The 18694-nt window shown below is 40.0% G+C and carries 18 protein-coding genes and 1 pseudogene; 6 read left to right on the top strand and 13 right to left on the bottom strand.

All coding sequences use genetic code 11. The features are described 5' to 3' along the window. Positions 1 to 218 precede the first annotated feature (218 nt). Genes ACTQXY_RS11835 through ACTQXY_RS11825 form a run of 3 tightly spaced genes read left to right on the top strand, consistent with a single transcriptional unit; the run spans position 219 to position 2341 of the window. A complete protein-coding gene (locus ACTQXY_RS11835; RefSeq protein WP_441659620.1) occupies positions 219 to 1145 on the top strand; it encodes a helix-turn-helix domain-containing protein in 927 nt (308 codons plus the stop codon). A 3-nt stretch (positions 1146 to 1148) separates the two neighbouring features. Then, entirely contained in the window at positions 1149 to 1724 is a 576-nt protein-coding gene (locus ACTQXY_RS11830) for a chromate transporter (RefSeq protein WP_441659619.1), read from the top strand. After that, positions 1724 to 2341, top strand: coding sequence for a chromate transporter (locus ACTQXY_RS11825; RefSeq protein ID WP_441659618.1), 618 nt, complete (start codon positions 1724 to 1726; stop codon positions 2339 to 2341). The genes ACTQXY_RS11830 and ACTQXY_RS11825 overlap by 1 nt, the downstream gene beginning before the upstream one ends. On the opposite strand, the gene ACTQXY_RS11820 is transcribed toward ACTQXY_RS11825, so the two are convergent. The 13 genes and pseudogenes from ACTQXY_RS11820 to ACTQXY_RS11760 all read right to left on the bottom strand — a co-directional run bounded on the left by ACTQXY_RS11820 (position 2258) and on the right by ACTQXY_RS11760 (position 15808). After that, positions 2258 to 3676: a glycoside hydrolase family 1 protein gene (locus tag ACTQXY_RS11820; RefSeq protein ID WP_441659617.1), complete on the bottom strand. Its 1419-nt coding sequence runs from the start codon at positions 3674 to 3676 to the stop codon at positions 2258 to 2260. The two genes, ACTQXY_RS11825 and ACTQXY_RS11820, sit on opposite strands and share 84 nt — an antisense overlap. Positions 3677 to 3697: 21 nt before the next feature. Next, on the bottom strand, positions 3698 to 5602 hold the full coding sequence (locus ACTQXY_RS11815) for a beta-glucoside-specific PTS transporter subunit IIABC (protein ID WP_441659616.1): 1905 nt from the start codon (positions 5600 to 5602) through the stop codon (positions 3698 to 3700). A 126-nt stretch (positions 5603 to 5728) separates the two neighbouring features. Next, the gene (locus ACTQXY_RS11810; RefSeq protein WP_441659615.1) at positions 5729 to 6169 is read right to left on the bottom strand and encodes a globin domain-containing protein; all 441 of its coding nucleotides are present in this window, start codon (positions 6167 to 6169) and stop codon (positions 5729 to 5731) included. Positions 6170 to 6938: 769 nt separating this feature from the next. Beyond that, positions 6939 to 7207, bottom strand: a pseudogene (locus ACTQXY_RS11805) (TnpV protein). Between the two features lie 195 nt (positions 7208 to 7402). Beyond that, the gene (locus tag ACTQXY_RS11800) at positions 7403 to 9778 is read right to left on the bottom strand and encodes a GmrSD restriction endonuclease domain-containing protein (protein WP_441659614.1); all 2376 of its coding nucleotides are present in this window, start codon (positions 9776 to 9778) and stop codon (positions 7403 to 7405) included. A 47-nt stretch (positions 9779 to 9825) separates the two neighbouring features. After that, entirely contained in the window at positions 9826 to 11769 is a 1944-nt protein-coding gene (locus tag ACTQXY_RS11795) for a recombinase family protein (RefSeq protein WP_441659613.1), read from the bottom strand. Next, positions 11753 to 11995 carry a helix-turn-helix domain-containing protein gene (locus ACTQXY_RS11790; RefSeq protein ID WP_441659612.1) on the bottom strand — a complete coding sequence of 81 codons (243 nt, stop codon included), beginning with the start codon at positions 11993 to 11995 and terminating at the stop codon, positions 11753 to 11755. The genes ACTQXY_RS11795 and ACTQXY_RS11790 overlap by 17 nt, the downstream gene beginning before the upstream one ends. Before the next feature lie 88 nt (positions 11996 to 12083). Continuing rightward, a complete protein-coding gene (locus ACTQXY_RS11785) occupies positions 12084 to 12266 on the bottom strand; it encodes a hypothetical protein (RefSeq protein WP_441659611.1) in 183 nt (60 codons plus the stop codon). Further along, complete coding sequence (gene mobV / locus ACTQXY_RS11780) at positions 12250 to 13236, bottom strand: MobV family relaxase (protein ID WP_441659610.1); 987 nt, start codon at positions 13234 to 13236, stop codon at positions 12250 to 12252. Before mobV ends, ACTQXY_RS11785 begins: the two co-directional genes overlap by 17 nt. After that, positions 13233 to 13454, bottom strand: coding sequence for an LLM class flavin-dependent oxidoreductase (locus ACTQXY_RS11775; RefSeq protein WP_441659609.1), 222 nt, complete (start codon positions 13452 to 13454; stop codon positions 13233 to 13235). The genes mobV and ACTQXY_RS11775 overlap by 4 nt, the downstream gene beginning before the upstream one ends. Positions 13455 to 13543: 89 nt before the next feature. After that, positions 13544 to 13756, bottom strand: coding sequence for a hypothetical protein (locus ACTQXY_RS11770; protein ID WP_441659608.1), 213 nt, complete (start codon positions 13754 to 13756; stop codon positions 13544 to 13546). An 89-nt stretch (positions 13757 to 13845) separates the two neighbouring features. Next, positions 13846 to 15210, bottom strand: a complete 1365-nt coding sequence (locus ACTQXY_RS11765; protein ID WP_441659607.1) for a phage/plasmid primase, P4 family — start codon at positions 15208 to 15210, stop codon at positions 13846 to 13848. After that, positions 15188 to 15808, bottom strand: a complete 621-nt coding sequence (locus ACTQXY_RS11760; protein WP_441659606.1) for a CHC2 zinc finger domain-containing protein — start codon at positions 15806 to 15808, stop codon at positions 15188 to 15190. The genes ACTQXY_RS11765 and ACTQXY_RS11760 overlap by 23 nt, the downstream gene beginning before the upstream one ends. A gap of 305 nt (positions 15809 to 16113) precedes the next feature. Here ACTQXY_RS11760 and ACTQXY_RS11755 point away from each other — a divergent pair, with 305 nt between their 5' ends. The 3 genes from ACTQXY_RS11755 (at position 16114) to ACTQXY_RS11745 (ending at position 18582) form a co-directional block, all read left to right on the top strand. Next, positions 16114 to 16932 carry a hypothetical protein gene (locus tag ACTQXY_RS11755; RefSeq protein ID WP_441659605.1) on the top strand — a complete coding sequence of 273 codons (819 nt, stop codon included), beginning with the start codon at positions 16114 to 16116 and terminating at the stop codon, positions 16930 to 16932. A gap of 44 nt (positions 16933 to 16976) precedes the next feature. Beyond that, a complete protein-coding gene (locus tag ACTQXY_RS11750; protein ID WP_441659604.1) occupies positions 16977 to 17804 on the top strand; it encodes a helix-turn-helix domain-containing protein in 828 nt (275 codons plus the stop codon). A gap of 568 nt (positions 17805 to 18372) precedes the next feature. Further along, the gene (locus ACTQXY_RS11745; RefSeq protein ID WP_441659603.1) at positions 18373 to 18582 is read left to right on the top strand and encodes a helix-turn-helix domain-containing protein; all 210 of its coding nucleotides are present in this window, start codon (positions 18373 to 18375) and stop codon (positions 18580 to 18582) included. The last annotated feature ends 112 nt before the right edge of the window (positions 18583 to 18694 follow it).

Genomic DNA, 18694 nt, shown 5'->3' with positions numbered 1-18694 from the left:
TTTCATATATTTTCTACATTTTTTTAATGAAAAGATTTTTCCCTTTATCCAAAACAACCTTGTTTTTATTTTTGACAGCATCTCCTCACCAATGCCTTCGCGCTAACTTTGCACTTTTCACACTATCTCACAACAATATAACTAACATCTTTTATTATTGCATTCTCAAAAAAAAGCATTTATACTTAAAACTATCACAAGAGAAAGCAGGTAATCTTATGCGATACAAAAGTATAAGTCTGAGAGAATCTATCTCTATAACCGAGTTAGTTACAATACATTACTTTGAATATATGAGCGACTTTTCTTTCCCTGGAGAAGCACATAATTTTTGGGAATTCGTGTGTGTAGACAAAGGCGATGTGAAGATTCGGATGGGCGATTCGGATATAATTTTAAAAAAAGGACAAGTAGCTTTTCACAAACCAAATGAATTCCATACTGTAGATGCTACCGGAACATCCGCTCCGAATCTAGTTGTAATTTCTTTTCACTGCAAGAGTGCTGCAATGGCATTTTTTGAAGATCGCATTTTAAAAATTGATGAATTGGAACGGAATATCTTAGCCGATATTATTGCCGAGGCAAAGACTGTGTTTAAAGGAAGGCTCGATGATCCTTATCAGACCGAAATGCTTCGCACCGCTTCAGCCGCACCAGACGCTGAACAGTTAATTCGGATTCATTTGGAATATTTCCTAATCCACCTGATGAGAAGATATAACCATTCCTCTATCACACACACTGACAATACACTTTCTTCTTTGAAAGTGACCAAAATGAAAAGCGATACAGAAGTATTGAACCGAATCATTCACTATATGGAGATGCACCTGAATTCTCGCATTACAATCGAACAAATCTGCAAAGACAATATGATTGGGCGGTCACAGTTACAAAAACTATTCCAACAAAAGACTGGACTTGGAATTATTGAATATTTCTCTAATATGAAAATCGAGACTGCAAAAGAAATGATTCGTACTGGGCACATGAATTTCACACAGATTTCTGAGCAGCTTGGCTATACATCCATACACTATTTTTCAAGGCAGTTCAAAAAAATCACAGATATGACACCTTCAGAGTACGCCTCCTCCATCAAAGCGATGGCAGAAGGGGCCTTTGAGGATCGGAGAATGTAATTCATGAAACAGAACATCAATAAAACACTACTTTTAAAAAAATTATTCTTTTCTACTCTTTATCTCAGCGCTTTTACATTCGGTGGTGGATATGTTATCGTCTCTCTAATGAAAACGAAATTTGTAGATAATCTGCATTGGATCGACGAAAACGAGATGCTGGATCTGATTGCAATCGCCCAATCATCTCCTGGTGCAGTTGCTGTCAATGGAGCTATTGTGATAGGATACAAATTATGTGGCGTTCCCGGTGTGATTTTTTCCATACTGGGTGCAATCATTCCACCATTTTTTGTCATTTCAATTATTTCCGGATTTTATACACTGTTTCAAGAAAACACTGCCGTGCTGGCTTTACTGAATGGAATGCGAGCCGGCGTAGGTGCGGTGATCGTATCTGTCGTATGGGATATGGGTTCTGGAATTATCCGTCAAAAAAAAGCAGGTCCAATTCTCATTATGCTCTGCGCCTTCATTGCAAACTATTATCTAAAAATTAATGTCGTTTTCATTATCTTAATATGTATTGCATTCGCAATCATAAAAGCTATTATCACAAAACAGGAGGCAAAACACTGATGATTTATTTACAATTATTTTTCAGTTATCTGCAAATTGGAGCATTCAGTTTTGGTGGAGGTTATGCCGCTATGGCTCTCATTCAGGCACAGGTTGTTGAGAAATACCACTGGCTTAGTATGGCAGAATTCGGCGACCTTGTAACTATCGCCGAGATGACGCCTGGACCAATCGCCGTAAACTCTGCGACTTTTGTTGGGACACAGGTAGCCGGAATACCAGGCGCACTCGCCGCAACACTCGGATGTATTCTCCCATCCTGTATCATCGTTACGTTGTTGGCAAAAATCTACATTCAATATCAAAATGTAAAAATCATGCAGGATATTCTAGGTACACTTCGCCCAGTCGTTGTATCTATGATTGCCGTCGCAGAACTCAGTATTATATTCTCCATATTCTTTGAATCCGGAACATTGGAACTGAGTTTGTCCAATCTTAATATTCGCGGTATCATTTTCTTTGCAATTGCACTTTTTTGCCTGAGAAAAACAAAACTTAACCCTATTCTCATTATGGTAGGCTGTGGTATTTTAGAGCAACTCTGCTCCATTGGTATGGATAACATTCTGATACCAATAAAAGCTATCTTTCTTGATTCTTTTCATATCTTTTAAATCTTGATCCTCACGATTCACATACACAAAACCATAACGTTTCCGAAAGCCTTGGTGAGAACTCAAAAGATCCATAAAGGACCACGCCGAATATCCGATTAGTTCCACGCCATCCTCTAACGCCATTGCACACGCTTTCAAATGTTCTTTTATATAGTTAATCCGATATGAATCGTGTATCTCTCCAGATTCTGTCAATTCATCTGCTGCTCCGAGTCCATTTTCCGTAATAAGCATCGGCAGACGATACCTGCTATAATAATCATTTAACACAATTCTCAAGCCCATAGGATCGATCTGCGCTCCATATTCGCTTGCCTGTAAATTCTCATTCTTTTCATCGCGAAAATATCCATATTGATCAAAATCCACCTCATTACCACGAAATACGCGCATTCCAATCAGGTGCTCCTCATCCGCCGGCAAATAACTTGCACATAGTGTCCGATAATAATTAACAGCAATATAATCCATTTTTCCAGCCCCTAGAATTTCTTCATCTCCCTCAAGCATATCCGGCACAATATTGCGCTCTTTTAAATAACGCATATAATACCCCGGATATTTTCCATAGTGATACATATCCAAACAGTAGTTTGTCTTCATACAGTCATTCATCTTTGCTGCCCATACATCCTGCGGTTTATTTGTCAAAGGATATGTGCAAGTAGAAGAAATCGCCGGACCAATTTTCCCATCTTGTATCATTTCATGGCACGCTCTCGTTGCAAGCGCATGGGCAAGGAACATATGATAATCCATCTGAGCCCGAATCTTATCTGCTTTCCATGCATCCGACTCGTTAATATTCATACGCTCATCTACACGAATCATAAGATTTTGCTCGTTGATAACCTGCCAGCATTTCACTCTTTCCCCAAACTCTGTAAAACATAATTTTGCATAACGCTCAAATGCATATACGCATCGCCTGTCCTCCCATCCATTGTACTTTTCCACCAATGCATACGGCAGATCAAAATGATACAAGGTGACAAAAGGCTGTATCCCATTCTCCAAAAGACAGTCAATCACCTTATTGTAAAATTCAATTCCCGCCCGGTTTACCTCTCCATCTCCATCTGGAATAATTCTTGCCCACGACAAAGAAAAGCGATACATCTGCATTCCTAATTCCTTCATCAATGCAATATCTTCCTTCCAATGATGATAAAAGTCGCTGGCAACCTTGCTATCCGCCTGCTTTTTTGAACGCTTGAATGAATTATAATCCGCTACTGTCATTCCTTTTCCATCTTCGTCCCATGCTCCTTCAATCTGAAATGCCGAGGAAGACGCCCCCCATAAAAAATTTTTCGAAAATCTTTCTGACATTATTTTTCTCTCCTATCTTTATTATGTGATCTCAATTACTGTAGTATCTATATCTGCATGCTGTGTCTGCAATCCAATTACCTCTTTATAGTCAAAAGTATTTGCGACTACTACCGAGACTGTTGTATCATATCCAGCTTCTTCAATTTTTTCTAAGTCAAAGGATATTATTTTTGTTCCCTTTTTTATATGTGTTCCCTCTTGTGCATATTGTTTAAAGTATTTTCTTTCCAGTTTTACTGTATCTATTCCAACATGAATCAAAAGTTCCACACCATTATCCAGAGTCACCCCCATTGCATGAAGCGTTGGGTAAATTACATTTACCGTACAGTCCACCGGAGCCACAACTTCTCCTTTCGACGGAATGATCGCAATTCCTTTTCCTAATCTTTCTTCCGCAAACACTTTATCATGAATCTGATTCAGCTCGATTGCTTTTCCTTCGACAGGAGCAGTTACATACCATACTTTCTCTGCATCTTTTACTGCAATTCTATTCGTTTCGTTATCTAAAATCGCCTCTTTCTTCTCCACAATATCTTCAAAACCAATAATGTAAGTGAAAACAGCTGTTCCAAAGAAAGCCACCATACAACCTGCCAAATAAAACAAAAATGGTTTCATTCCAAAAGCAGCATAGGAAAAAATAGTAAGCACTCCATTGTTGGCAAAAGAATCTCCATAAACGCCTCCTACTCCCATAATACCACCACCAATAGCACCACAGACAATTGCACAAATCATCGGCTTTTTCAAACGAAGATTACAACCGTAAATCGCTGGTTCTGTAACCCCTACCAATGCTGCTGAAATAGCGGCAGACGCCGCCACACTTTTTAATTCCTTATTCTTAGACTTGAGCATCACCCCAAGTGCTGCACCACCTTGCGAAAAATTTGCCGCACCTGCAAATGCTAATAAATTCTGTTTTCCACTCATTGCAACATCATTGAGTCCCACCGGAAGCAATGCCCGATGTGCGCCGAAAATCACAAATACTCCCCACAAACCACCGATTACTGCTCCACCAATAGCAGTGTTAAAGTCCATCAACACATAATATAAAGTCTGAATACTATTTCCTACCCAGATGCCAATTGGTCCGAGGAGTGTAAGCGTTAATGGCACCATAATAAGAATCGATAATCCCGGTACCATAATAATCTGTATTATTTGTGGAATAATCTTATACAGAAATTTTTCTAGGTACACCAAAACAAATACTGCAAGTAAAATCGGAATGACCGATTCTGTATAACTGAACACTTTCGTAGAATCGCCAATAGTCCATGCCCCTTTAGTCACATGAATTCCAAAAAATGTTGTTGTCGTAGTAACATCTTGAATTAGCATATCCAACTGGGGATAGCACAAAAAGCCACCAATTGTCATTGCTATAATCTCATTGCACTTAAGCGCCTTTGCCGCCGTATAGCCAAGAAAAATTGGCATGAAGTAAAAAATAATCTGGCTGGCCGCAAAAAGCAGCACATAAGTATCATTGGAAGAAATATCAATGCCATTTTTAGCAGACAAAAGTCTTGCCGCCGTCAAAATTCCTTTAATCAATCCTGAAGCTGCAATGGCTGGAATCAATGGGGTAAACACCTTGGAAATCGTCTGCAAAATTGAGTTTGCCAGATTTACCTTTACATTCTCTCCCATCGGATCATTTTTCATTGTCAACATAGGCAATATCTCATCATATACTTTATTTACTTTTGAACCAAGTACAATCTGAAATTGTCCGCCAGAAATCACAACTTGAATTACTCCTTCCAAACGCTCTACTGCCTGTTTGTCCGCTTTTGTCTCATCCTTTAACACCAAACGGAGTCTTGTAAAACAATGGCTGACATCTTTTATATTCTCTTCGCCACCGACATGCTTCAATATACTTTTCGCAACTTTATTAATATCCATAAATAACCTCCATTCCGCCGCATATACAATAATATAACTGTACCTGTGGGTTTTATGTATTTCATAATAAACGAAAAAAGAAAACGCCATACTCACTCCTATCATGAATATGGCTAAATATAATTATTATTTGCTTCTTGTTTCGTAAATTTCTTTTTCTATATCTATAAATATCTTAGCTATAACCTCATAAGCTTTTCCCCATGCATCAATAACCTCGTCTGTAGCCACATCACCCAAAACCTCTTTAATTGCACCTAGAAGATTTGCTCCAACAATTGGATAATGCTCTTCTTTAATTTTTGCATCACAATGTTTTTCTCCTATTTTTCTTACCGCTGGTAATAAAGATTCTAAGTTATCTATATTTTGAGCAGCTGCTAATACTACCATAGCTAACGCTTTGGGTTGCTCTCCTAAAACTTGTCTGTCCATATTAAATAATGGCTTAACCTCCGGATTATTAGCAAACATATTTTTATAAAATGTTTTTGTGATTTCTACCCCGTGTTCCTTTAGCGCTGGTACTGTACTCTTAACTATTTCTATTGTTTTTTGATCTAACATAAATAATCCTCCTTAGTATTTCAATATATTAATAACAGTTATTATTATTTATATTTTATATATAGCATAAAATCTTTTAATGTGCAAGTAAAAATAGAATTTCCAATGTATAACCTCAGTTCTAAAATTATTTATTATTCTCAAAATCCAACAGTATTTTCAAGAAAAACTCACCCTTTTTCGCCACAAGATATAACATTTTCTGTTTATCACAGAAAAAGCAGTAGATATCTATTTTTTTAATAAATATCTGCTGCTTTGAAGAATTTTTCATATTTCTTCATCTGCGTTTCCATACATCTAGTAATAGAATATCCTTTAAAGACATTTTTCTTTGATATCAATACTGGCTTATTGTACTTCTATCGATATTTTCTTCTGCAAATGACAATTATACCTAGTATTATGTGTAACCTCAATCCTTAATAAAGAACAATATAAGTATTCCTATGGTAGAGCATTTTTAATGGATAGAATCAAGGACACTATAATCAAACTACCAATTATCAAAAATACGGATAAAACACCTGTTGTAGATCAAAGTAAACGATACTCTGAAAAAGGATATTTTCCTGACTAGAATTAGGCAGAAAACTATATCAAATCTCCCTTTATAAAGATAGACTATAACAGGTCTTAGGGTGTTCCCTAACGAGATTTACCGTTTGGCTATCCGAATGGTCTGCTCGCTAAGATTGCACAGTTATTTTATAATCTTGAAAAATTAAGGCACAACCAACGGATTTTTGTCCGAAGACTGTGCCTAAATTCATCTGTATATCACTTCTGTATTCACGATTTCTGTTACTCGATTGCGAATATTGTTCATCTTTTGAACCCATAACATGGGGTTATTTGCTTTCAGTTTTTTCGTAACGTCCTCTTTTTCGGCGAGTGATTTTACAATTTCCTCGAACAGTTTCTCGACTTGTTCTTCGATGTCGGCAAGATACTCATACAATTTTCCGGGGTCATAAGATTGTAATACCTTACCCGATAATGTTGTTTGAGATATTTTCTGTGCCTGTTTGCCCACACGCTGATATGTAATTCCTTTTGCTCTTTGGTTTCCACGCAAGGGATAAAATAATCGCCCTAATTTTGATATGTACCGTCTTGTTGTTCAAATAATGTCGTCATAAAAAATCCTCCTGTAATTTGATTGTACTATAATTTTACAAGAGGATTTTAATCATTTCCAATGTGCCGATTACCACTAATCAACAGACTTTATTAACTTAAATGTGCTTTATACCATTCAATTACGGCACTTCTATCAGTTTCAAAAAATTGAGTAGAGATATAAATATTCTTACCATTAAATTGCAGTTCTTTAGCTCTGTATCGCTTTTGTAATGAGTTTCCCATATTATCTGTTCGATTATTTGCAACGGCAGGATAGTCTGTGGCTCTAAATAAACTCTTTGTATATTCTTTTGTTTTCAGCTGTTCGATTTCATTTTCTGTAATTTTTGTTTGTTTGATGAGTTCCTCAATTAAATTATAAAATAATTTTGCTACCGGTAACATCCCTTCTGACCAGGTATTTTCATCATTAACATCAAGCGGGGCTTCTGAAAGAGAAAAACTAAAATCGTCTATATCCAAATTCATTTTCTCTAATAAATTTTTTATAAACGAGATAATATTATTAGCTGATAAATTGGTTTCAAAATAAATTCCACTGTTATCAATCTGTTTAGCTTTACGAAGCTTTCTTTCGTCATTACTAATATATGTCCTATCCGCATTCGGCAATGAATAGTCGCCCGCTGCTAAATCACTAAAGGTATCTGCATCTAAATCATAAGCAATACTGATGAATTTTGTCAGAAGATCTCCCCAGCTTAATGCCTTTGTGTACTCACCGACAAACGCGAATCCTTCCGGTTTAGTATTTGAAAAATCCATGCCACTATTAACGCCAAAACTTAATTCATTGCTTTCATTCAAATCAGAATGTAGTTCCACATAATTAAATTTACCAATCAATATATTAGCAAGTACCTTTGCCCTGTTTCGAATGGATTTTTCATCCCATTTCTCTGCCGCCAAAACTTCTTTATTCAAAATATTTGCCTTTGAATTTTCACGAATTATTTTCTTCTTATCTGCAAATGCCTTTGTTCCTAACTCACTATTATGCCCGGTTATTGTCAAATTACCGAGTGTATGCAGATATATTTCATAAACTCTTCCATAATCATTTCCAACTTCCTTTTTCCATACAGCTGCATTTTCTTTTTGCGGTAAAATACGCTCTATCGTCAGATTAGAAATATCAATATGCTCTTTAGACGAATTTTCTATCACAGAAAGAACAAACTTACAAATCGGTTTCTTGTATAATGGTTTATGAATAAGTGCTTCTTCAAATTCTGCATCTGTCGGCATTCGGTCATTGGCTCTTAAATCATTAAGAAATACTACCATTTTTTCGTAATATTTTTCATAATTCCCATCAAAAAATCTGTCATACATAGACTTCATAAACTTAGACAAATTCTTATTAATTTCGCAGGCAGTAATCCTGACAAAATAAGTCAACAAATAATTCAATACTTTAAGAAGCGTAGTTTCGTCAATATTTTCATCTTCGTAATCATCAAAAACTCGAAAAAGAAATGGAAGAACAGTTGTTTGTTTGATGGTATAGAAAGCCTGTAGGTAATCCAAAATCTGTTTGCTATAATAGTGATTTTCACCAATAAAAGCCCCGTAAGATTTTGACATTCTCTTTAATTTTTTTAATACATCTTCGTGATTCAGATGATTTTCTTCGCAATGTTCTTTAAATAAACGATACGCATTCTTATTGTTTACTGACTTACTGATTTGCGAATTTAAAAAATTAATGGCAAAATCTCCAAGATTACGATATCCAACATTCTTTTCAATAACTGACCAATAGTTTTCATAAAGTTCATCTTGATTATTATCGTCCATCAGCAAATAATTTCTGATTTTATCTGCCAAACTCAATTCTAATCCTGTTGAGTTAATTGACTCAAATATTTTTTGTGGTTCATCTCCTTGTGATTTATCAAGCACAATTTCTACCATTTCCAATTTCTTGATTCCATTAAGAATATCATTTACTTCTAATCCTAAGCCCAATGTTTTATCAATCAGATTTTTAAAGCAAATATAATTTTTATAAATATTGGAATTTCTGTCCATCTCATCAACTTTATCTTGAATCAAAAGACGCAATTGTACATTATCTGTTTTTACTGGCTTTAATTTCAGTTTATATTTCTCGTCACAATTCCGATTAAACATCACTTCTTCTATTTCAGTTTCAATTCTTACAGATACTCCCTTTGCAGCATCATAAAGTGCTTTTAAGAGAATATATACCGTTGTAAGGCGTTGCTGCCCATCTATAATCAAAACCTCATTTAATGTACTGCCATCAATACCAACTATGTATACTATCGTTCCAGTAAAGTGTTTATGGTCACGTTCATTTGCAATCATTATATCCTGATAAAGTTTTTCGCACTGTATGTTATTCCAATCATAATTACGCTGATAAACCGGAACTTTAAATACCCTCTTATTTTTTTCTAATAAATCTGAGAAGAGCCAAACTTTATATGGTTGCATAATACCTTATCTCCTTTATCTTTCTTGTAAAACAAACCTATTTTCTGTTATATCATTTTAAAATGCCGAAGTGCTTCTTCAATCAACTTCTCTTTCTCCGTCGGACACTGTGGCTGCCCTGCATTTCCCGACTTAGATGTATTGTAATTCCCTCTTTCAATAATTCCGTACTTTTCCTTTACCTGTGCAATATACAGCGAAGACAACTTTACATCATACTTTTCCTTAATGTAATCCTTAATTTCCTGATAAGTTGCTTTCGCCTCCGCAGCAGTCAAATCAAGCTCGTCCACATCAACCGTCATGTCGATATATGCGTCGGGATTTTTTCTAACCAACTTAACAACTGTCTCGACCATTGTTTCATTTTCCAAGGGCAGTTCTGTTATTTCCTGCCCATTCACAGGAACCGGAAAATTGAACACAATCTTCCGAATCCAGTTACCATCTTTCTGCTTCTCCGGATATAGGTCAATTCGTTCAATAAACGCCTTCATAAATTCTTTTTTCTCAGCTTCGCTGGCAGCGCCATACACCTCATCAAACGCCAGCAGGAGCCGATAAATATTATCGCCGGAAATCTTTTCCTGACGGATACTGCGAATCTGACACTGTACCTCATCTATTCCAATTTCAACTTCTTCTATTTTAGCATACTGCTCATCATAGCGGCGCTGTAAATCCAAAATTTTTTGGTCGTAATAGGGAGCGTTAATATCCAAATTATCCATCTGACGTTCCAAACGGGATTTTGTTCCTAATGCCTGACGGAGCTGCGCCTGTAAAGTCTCCAACTGCCTCTCCAAATCTGCGGTATCGACTGCCGAACCGATTTTTGCTTTGATCGCTTCTGAAAAGCGAGGGTCTTTTACCATGGCAGAGATAATGGCAGCTACCATGCGGTTCATCTCTTTCTGCTCAATGTTCACACGGAAGGTACATTTGTGTCCGGTTGCCCCCAACGTGTTTTTGCAGTAATAGTAATAGCGGGTTTTCTTATCCTTGCTGTGTGCCTTTGCAATATTCCCATAAAGACTTTTGCCGCAACAGGGGCATTTCAGGATACCGGACAAGATATGTGCGTGTTCTGGGTCAATTACTTTTTCTCTCCTAAAGGCGTTGGCCTTCCGTTTATCCTGTGCCAAGTTCCAATCTTCTTCTGAAATGATCGCCTCATGCTGCCCCTCATAGATCGGGAACTCGTCTTGCTCGACTACGTGCATCTCATTTCTTGTTCCCAGCTTTTTTTCTGTTCTGCGCCGACCGTAGGCAATCTTACCCATGTAAACAGGATTGTCCAGAACATCCTTCACAAAGTTAGAAGAAAAGCCGGGGATCGTGCCATTCTGACGGATTTTCTTTTTGTATCCGTGATCATTCAAATACTTCGCCACACCGTTGATTCCATCGTTGGTATGAATATATCTGTCGTAAATGAGCTTTACCACGTCTTCCTCATCTTCGGCAATCAGCAGTTCACCGTTCTCCAGCTTATAGCCATAGGGGGCAAAGCCGCCATTCCATTTTCCCTCACGGGCTTTCTGCTCACGGCCTGCCATTGTCTGTGTCCGAATATTTTCACGCTCAATTTCCGCTACTGCGGAAAGGACGGAAATCATCAGCTTGCCGGAATCTTTGGAGGAATCAATACCATCCTCCACGCAGATCAAATTCACACCAAAATCCTGCATCAGCTGTAAGGAATTGAGCACATCCGCCGCATTTCTGCCAAAGCGGGACAGTTTGAACACCAGCACAAATGAAATATCGTCCTTACCTTCTTGGATATCACTCAACATCCGCTGGAACTCCAGCCGTCCCTGAATATTCTTGCCGGAGAAGCCTTCATCAGAATACTCCCCAACAATGGTCATATCTTCATACTCGGCGTACTTCCGCAGCTTGTCCCTCTGGGCATCCAGACTGTATCCATCTACCTGAACGGAAGTGGAAACTCTTGTGTAAATATAGCACTTAATCCGTTTTTTCATGGCTGACACTCCTTTCTCCGACAGGATTATTTTCAACAGGCTGTTTTATCAATCCCTCATTGCGGATGTAATACTCTAAAAGGCGTAACACATATTCCGGCGCATGGCGGTTGTCCAATTCCCATTCCGTCACCGTCCGATAGGGGATATGAAAGAATTTACAAAATTCCTTACGGTTCATTCCGGTCATTTCCCGCAGTTCTTTTATTTTGGTTTTACAGTCCATCGCATCATCTCCATAAACAAAAAAACACACGTTGCATAATTATTATAGCATCAGCTCAATAATTACGCAACGTGTAAATCATAAACATTTAAGCGGCGTTAGCAAAAGAACTGCTTTGCATCGTATCCGGCTGTTCCTGCAAAGAAACAGGAGCAGCCGTCTGGTGCTGCTCCAAAACTTGGTTTCCATATTTCAGCATCAATTTTGTCATTACATCAATACGGCGGTCAAAAGCCGCATTATACTTCGGATTATCATAAATCCTGCTCAATAGGCCGCTCCTTTCTCCCGTGACCACCACGGGCATACACATCCAGCACTTCCTTTGGGATACGTTCCAGCACCGAAACGGCATTTTCATAATCCCGTTTCAGCTTGGCATCCGCAATCTGCTTCAAAGTGCTTTCCTTCGTGGCTTCCTTCAAATCCTGCTCCAACTGCTCATTTTTCTCTTTCAAGTCCCTGTTTTCAGCAGTGGTATCTGTGAATGCTGTACGGTACTTTTTCAAAGTAGCGTGCATCTGTTCTACAGCCGGGATATATTTATCCAGCAAATCTCCAATTTCAGCAGCCTTTCCCTTAGCGTTAAAGGCGTTGATTCCGGTCAGTAATTCTTCCAATCTGGCTTTCTGCTTGGTCAGACGGGTCATCTCTTTGAACACTCTGGGTGGAATGTGGTCACGTCCAGTCTGGCTGGCACTTTCACCACGCTCCAAATCCGGGTATTTGCGCACCATATGTTCCCAGAACTTATCCTGCCACTGGGTCAGCTTCTTTTTATTTCCTAAAATTTCTTTCGCACAAAGCCGTCCATCCTCCGTCAGTGGGACAAAAGAAAGGTGCATATGGGGCGTTTTCTCGTCCATATGCACCACGGCAGAGATAATTGTTTCGGCTGATTGATTTTGCTTAAGAAATTCCAGAGCTTCTGTGAAAAACTCTTTCAGTTCGGCTCTTTTCTTGCCTTTAAAGAACTCCGGCGTAGCAGTCACAAGGGCTTCCACCACTCGGACGCTGTCGGAGCGGGTGCGGCATCCTGCCGCTTTAATCTGTCGTTCTGCCTCTGCACGGTAACGGCCTTTTGGCTCGACCAGATGGAAATTATACTTGCTACGGCTGATGTCCACATCGGGATTGCTGGCATATTTCTCTTTGGTGCGCTCGTTGTGGGCTTCAATGTTCCCAATCTCCGGCCCCTTGTACTTGGCAAAGCGGAGAATGGCATATTGTGGCTTGCTCATGCTCTGTCCTCCCTCCGTTTCTGCCAAATAATCTCATATCCCAGCACATCGGCCAGTTCCACGATCTCCTTATATCGGATAGATTCCCTCTGGAGTTTGGCGGATAGGTTGGAAACACTGTCCGACCAGCCGTATTCCTCATGGAGCTGGTCAACTACCTCCTGCATGGTAAAACCGGCACGTATGATTTGTGCCTTAATTTCGTTGCGTACACTCATATTCAAAATCCTCCTAAATTTGCTTCATAGAACAGTGAAGCCGGTACGCCCTCTGACATAACCGCTTCACTGGTTCATAAAATTTTCTATTACGTTAAAATCTGTTTAGAATTACCGGTGTGATGTCCTGCCCATAGGTCGCACTTTCCGACTTTTCCGTTCCGTGTGACTTGAATTGAAGCCGTGTATGTTCCCATAATTCCATGCACCCGGTTCGCCGGGGAGAGAAGCACGATTTCGCAAAATAATTTCTTCCAACAGTCAAATATTTTCCGCTTTTCACTCCTTGATTTTTTATCCATAAAATGAGGGACTTCTGATAAGCAGATTTTCTATATAGCGGTGTTTGTGGGTATATGCTGCGTACATACATACGGAAGTCAGAAAAAACTTACTTCCTCCATTCTTCCGGTACGTACGTATCCTCTGAAACACTGGAAAATCCGTTTATATTAGGTCTGACAATCGCTTCAATTCCAAGAAAGCCCCATACCCGCCGCCCGGCAGCGTTGGTGATCCGATTGTAGTATTCCAGATTGTACTTGTTCTGGCTGGCAATGACGGCATCGCTGAAGCTGCGGCGTTTCAATGGGGTCAGATTGTTTTCCTCACACCACATCCGGTAAATTTCATATAGCTCCTTAGAACTGATGGAACAATCCGCTTTCAAACGGATATAGCCATCCGATTCCATAAAATCAAAGACATTGTTGTTATCTCGTTTCACGGCTTCCCGGTTGTCTTTTGTTCGCTGGCTTTCCGTAAATTTGAAATGATTGGCTACCAGACGCTGCAATCCCTCAAAAGCCCAGAGCAGAATACCCTCCACCTCGGCTTTCATCTTCTCCGCAAGGTCGGGATCATCCACACGGTCAGCGGGTTTGTCCTTGGTTGTCAGCACCAGCTGACGGCGGTAAAATCCGTCGCTCCGGTCAAACAGTGCCTGCAAATCTCCATTGCTGAATGCCACTAATCTGGCGCACATCCATCCCTGATAACTCTGCTTGCCCTTGCGCTCCAAATCCATTTTCCCCTGTGCGGTAACAATGGATTTTACATAGTTGGTCTGGCGCAGGGCCTCCATCCGCATATCGTCATCCACGCACAGGAGGATATGCTCCAAATCCGCACGGGCAAATCGGTTTTCCGATATTTTCCCAATGCTGCTATCCTTCATGTTGGAGCCAAATAAAGTTCCCAGCACAGCACCGATCTGCGACTTGCCCTCACCGCCATTGCCCTTAATGACCATCATCCGCTGTCCCTTATTGCTGGGGATCAGGCAATAGCCGATATACTCCTGTAAGGTGGGAATATCCTCCGGGTAGAGCAGACCATCCAGAAATTTCAGCCAGAGAACTGGGTTCGGGGTGTTGGGGTTATAGACCACAGGAAAACGGTTCCGCACAATATCCGGCTTTCCCTCCATAAATCTTCCATCCAGAAAAAGCGTCCCGTTGGAAAGATGAATCCGATCTGCCTCCGGAGGAAAATCCTCTACCAGTGCCGCCAGCTTCATCAACTCCACAATATTGCTGATTTTTCGAGGGATATTGCTGACCGCACAGCATTTCAGCTCCTCAAAAATCTCTCCCCGCAGGGGAAGTTCATCGGTCACACGGCCTTCGGGTGTGAAAAAAGCCCCGTTTGTGTAGATGATTTTGTGCCTACTAAGAAAATCATCACAAAACAGGGCTTCGTTGATACTTTTGCCGTCAAACCAAACAGGAGAATCAGGCGACTTCTGGTTCTTCACGACTGTCCACCTCCTTTTTCAGCCGGTTCAAGCGTTCTTCCAGACCGCTGATTGTGCCATTGTTGATAAGCATATCTATCGTTTTAACACGCACTTCCAAATCCGCAAAGGTTAAAATGTCCGCCAGATACTCCACATAGTCCAGCATCTGGCAGGCTTCTACAAAGCGGTCATCCAAATTATCCTCCGGCGCTTTAGGTGCATACTGCACCTTCCAGCTTTCCAGAAGATGCAGATAATCGCACAATACCCGCTGACAGTGCAGTTCCTCTTGCCGGAATGCTCTTGCCAGCGGGTATTTCGGTTTTGACAGCACCGCAGCAGCTGGCGGTTTATCTGGGTCAATGCCAAAGTCATAGGCCAGCTTTTGTGCTGCTTGCAGACTGGTCATGTCAAACAGCCTTGCCACAAAATCGATCACATCGCCCTTTGCTCCACAGCCAAAACAATAGAAGTACTCCTTGTTCAGCTTCATGCTGGGAGTGTGGTCATCGTGGAAGGGACAGCTAACCATTTTGTTGCGACTCAATTTCAATCCGTAATATTCAGCGGCCTGTCTAACTGAGACAGTCGCTTTCACAGTTTCAAAAATACTCACTCATAATCCTCCTGTTTGTTTTTGGTTAAGCCGTTCTATCCATTCCGTTTCCTGACAGGCAACCCTGCTCGGCGCTGTGCCGTCCCCTTGCGGGGCGCTCGTTCCTTTTGCGGAAGCCTTGGCGGTTTATATCGGTCTGGACGGTCATTCAGTTGTTCCCATCGATCGTTAAGCCAAGTTTATCGCAAAAAATAAGCGGCTCTCGTTTATCCACGAAAGCCGCAAAAGCTGGAAGTATAGGCTTGAAAAATTGCAAATTTGCACAGGATGAATTATAATGATAGACAGACAGGAGGTGAACTGTAATGTCCAAAGGTTCCAAGGCACAGTTCAAACAATTTACAATCAATACAGCTGAAGATGCGTGTTTAGTTTTGAAAAGCCTTATTGTGCCAACAACTATTGATTTAGAGAAGCTAAAACGATACGCTGATGAGGCTCAAAATCTTTTGGGTGGGACATCATCGCCTCAAACCATTTCTGCTAAGCAATATGAAACTGTTCGTGACAAAGTGTTATATGTACAACGAGAGCTACTACGCTTTCTTGCCGATTACCAGTCATCCTCTTTTTCTTATATTTCAGTGAGGCCGATATTTATAAAAAAGGGATTTTTGAAACGAAATCTTGATGATGAGAGTACAAAGGCCATAAATGAACTGCTCGATGTAAGAAATTGGACATTTCACAATGCACAATCCATACTTGTGGCAGATTTAGAACATGCTAAAAAGACAATTCCCTCTGAGCTTGTTGGTATTGCGGAAATACACCCTATGCTAAATCCTGTCATTATCCGAAGACCAAAATCATACTCTAGACCAATGCTTGAAGGATTTATACATCATAACGAAGTGCGAATTAAACAGTTCGATACTATCCTCTCAGAAATGAAAAAAGATTATCAAGAATTGTACGACTTATATTGTTCTACGATGTCCATGCCAAGAGAATACAACCAACCCGGACAGGTGCAATACATGGAGTATGATATCGAAGCCCAAACTGCCAAACAGGCAGGTGCAAACATTGCACAGATTTCCATGGGCATACAAAAGGGTAAGTATGATGGCTCGATTGAAGCATTCAACCGATTACTGAACGAAGATACTCCTTCCAGTTAACATAGTAGAAAACAATCTCATCAAAATTGAAAGGAGGCAGTTCCGTGAAGAAACACTATGATGATGAACAAGAAAATACAACAGCGTGTCGGGTACGCAATCTGAGATTGGATAAAAACTTGAGCCAAAAACAACTGGCAGACAGGCTTTTTGTCGCCCACTCCCAAATAAGCCGATTGGAAAGCGGAGAAACCACAAATATTAGCAGTTCCTTATTGGTGGCTCTCGCAAAAGAGTTCCATGTGTCTACGGATTATCTGCTCTGTCTCACGCCAATCAGCGTTCCGAAAAGCTATGATATTTCTCAGCTTGGCTTGTCCGAAGAAGCAGTGAAGCGGCTGATTACAAAAAAGATTGATGCGTCTGTTCTGAACAGACTGCTGGAGCATAAGGACTTCCCGAAACTATGTGTGCTAATGAAGAACTACTTTGACAATACCGTTGCAAGCGGCATCATGGCAAGAAATCAAGTTATTGACTTTGCCACAGAGCCGCTGGTAGAGCTGATGAGTGCAGAACCTTCCAAGCGGGCAGAAATTATTAAGGATATGAGTTTCCTGAACTCCACAAAAATCCAGAACAATGAAGCGGATGTTGAGAAAATTAAGAATATCCTGATGAAAATTATCCGAGAGATTAAGGAAGATGTAACGGCACAACAGCCTACCGAAGCAATAGCCACGGCGGAAGCTGTAAATGCTATTCGTGATTCACTGCCAGACAAGCCGCAATCTGAGCTGACTATCGATGATGTGTCAACTGCCGTTGCTACCTATGTCGGAACGATGCTCCCAATGGACGAAAACACATCTGCACTGTTGCAACAACTCGCAAAGCAAATGTTGGAGACACCTATGGAAGGCAAAGAATAAGTATATCTCTGTAGCAGGACGACGGCTGATATATACCTCTGCTTCCTTCTCCGGTCAGGCAGATTTTGCCCTGTGAGCAAATCTAAATTTCGTCCGTGTTCGTACAAAATCTGCCTGACCTACTGCCGCCGAAAAGAACCTGACAACTGCTACCTGCCTACACAGCAGATAGCGTATCCAGTTCCTTTCCAGCGTCAGCCGGAAGCAAAGGTATAACACACTAGACTTTCCTGCGGAAAATCGTGTGCCAATAGGGATGCTGCTCGCCCCTATTGGAAACCCAGAGCCAAGGGGATACTCCCCTTTGGATACCCCTTGTTTTCGCCTCCTGTGTATATACAAACCAGACCTGACTTGTATATTGCATTGTCTCCGAAAATGTAAAAGCCACAGACTCCATTCATCAGGAGTGTGTGGCTTTTCTTTAATTTCATATTGGCAAATTCAAAGGCATCTAACAATAAAAAGTCAGGTGCCTTTAGTTTTAATGCTATTGTTACTTATAATCCGTTGTCTTATATACATCTAAAGCATTAAAATATAAGAAATCTTGAAAAAGAGGGATAGGATGGATATTCAAAAATCATTTGGATTACGTGTTCAACAATTGCGCAAAGCTTTAGGCGTAAGCCAAGAAAAATTTGCACTTTCAATAGATATGGATAGAACATATTTAGCTTCTGTAGAAGCTGGTAAGCGCAATATATCACTTCAAAACATTAAGAAAATCGCAGATGGTTTGAGCATAACGCTCGAAGACTTATTTAAAAATCTGTAACAACGAAAGACTAACTATTAAAAGTCAAGTCTAAAATGAAAGGTTTTTAAATGAATTGCAAAAATGCATTTCAGATATAGTTGAACCTTGAAAACTGCATGACAAACAGAGT

The organism is Faecalimonas sp. LCP19S3_D12 (assembly GCF_052121495.1).
In the GTDB taxonomy this organism is placed as follows: domain Bacteria; phylum Bacillota; class Clostridia; order Lachnospirales; family Lachnospiraceae; genus Faecalimonas.
The sequence above is the reverse complement of the archived record's forward strand: the minus strand, read 5'-3'. Positions and strand labels throughout refer to the sequence as shown.

What these genes read in the sequence shown, in the direction of transcription:
- ACTQXY_RS11755 (WP_441659605.1), top strand. Translation starts at nt 16,114, where the DNA reads ATGTCCAAAGGTTCCAAGGCACAGTTCAAACAATTTACAATCAATACA.
- ACTQXY_RS11775 (WP_441659609.1), bottom strand. Translation starts at nt 13,454, where the DNA reads ATGAGTGTACGCAACGAAATTAAGGCACAAATCATACGTGCCGGTTTT.
- mobV (WP_441659610.1), bottom strand. Translation starts at nt 13,236, where the DNA reads ATGAGCAAGCCACAATATGCCATTCTCCGCTTTGCCAAGTACAAGGGG.
- ACTQXY_RS11745 (WP_441659603.1), top strand. Translation starts at nt 18,373, where the DNA reads ATGGATATTCAAAAATCATTTGGATTACGTGTTCAACAATTGCGCAAA.
- ACTQXY_RS11790 (WP_441659612.1), bottom strand. Translation starts at nt 11,995, where the DNA reads ATGGACTGTAAAACCAAAATAAAAGAACTGCGGGAAATGACCGGAATG.
- ACTQXY_RS11830 (WP_441659619.1), top strand. Translation starts at nt 1,149, where the DNA reads ATGAAACAGAACATCAATAAAACACTACTTTTAAAAAAATTATTCTTT.
- ACTQXY_RS11835 (WP_441659620.1), top strand. Translation starts at nt 219, where the DNA reads ATGCGATACAAAAGTATAAGTCTGAGAGAATCTATCTCTATAACCGAG.
- ACTQXY_RS11825 (WP_441659618.1), top strand. Translation starts at nt 1,724, where the DNA reads ATGATTTATTTACAATTATTTTTCAGTTATCTGCAAATTGGAGCATTC.
- ACTQXY_RS11810 (WP_441659615.1), bottom strand. Translation starts at nt 6,169, where the DNA reads ATGTTAGATCAAAAAACAATAGAAATAGTTAAGAGTACAGTACCAGCG.
- ACTQXY_RS11770 (WP_441659608.1), bottom strand. Translation starts at nt 13,756, where the DNA reads ATGGATAAAAAATCAAGGAGTGAAAAGCGGAAAATATTTGACTGTTGG.
- ACTQXY_RS11800 (WP_441659614.1), bottom strand. Translation starts at nt 9,778, where the DNA reads ATGCAACCATATAAAGTTTGGCTCTTCTCAGATTTATTAGAAAAAAAT.
- ACTQXY_RS11795 (WP_441659613.1), bottom strand. Translation starts at nt 11,769, where the DNA reads ATGAAAAAACGGATTAAGTGCTATATTTACACAAGAGTTTCCACTTCC.
- ACTQXY_RS11815 (WP_441659616.1), bottom strand. Translation starts at nt 5,602, where the DNA reads ATGGATATTAATAAAGTTGCGAAAAGTATATTGAAGCATGTCGGTGGC.
- ACTQXY_RS11820 (WP_441659617.1), bottom strand. Translation starts at nt 3,676, where the DNA reads ATGTCAGAAAGATTTTCGAAAAATTTTTTATGGGGGGCGTCTTCCTCG.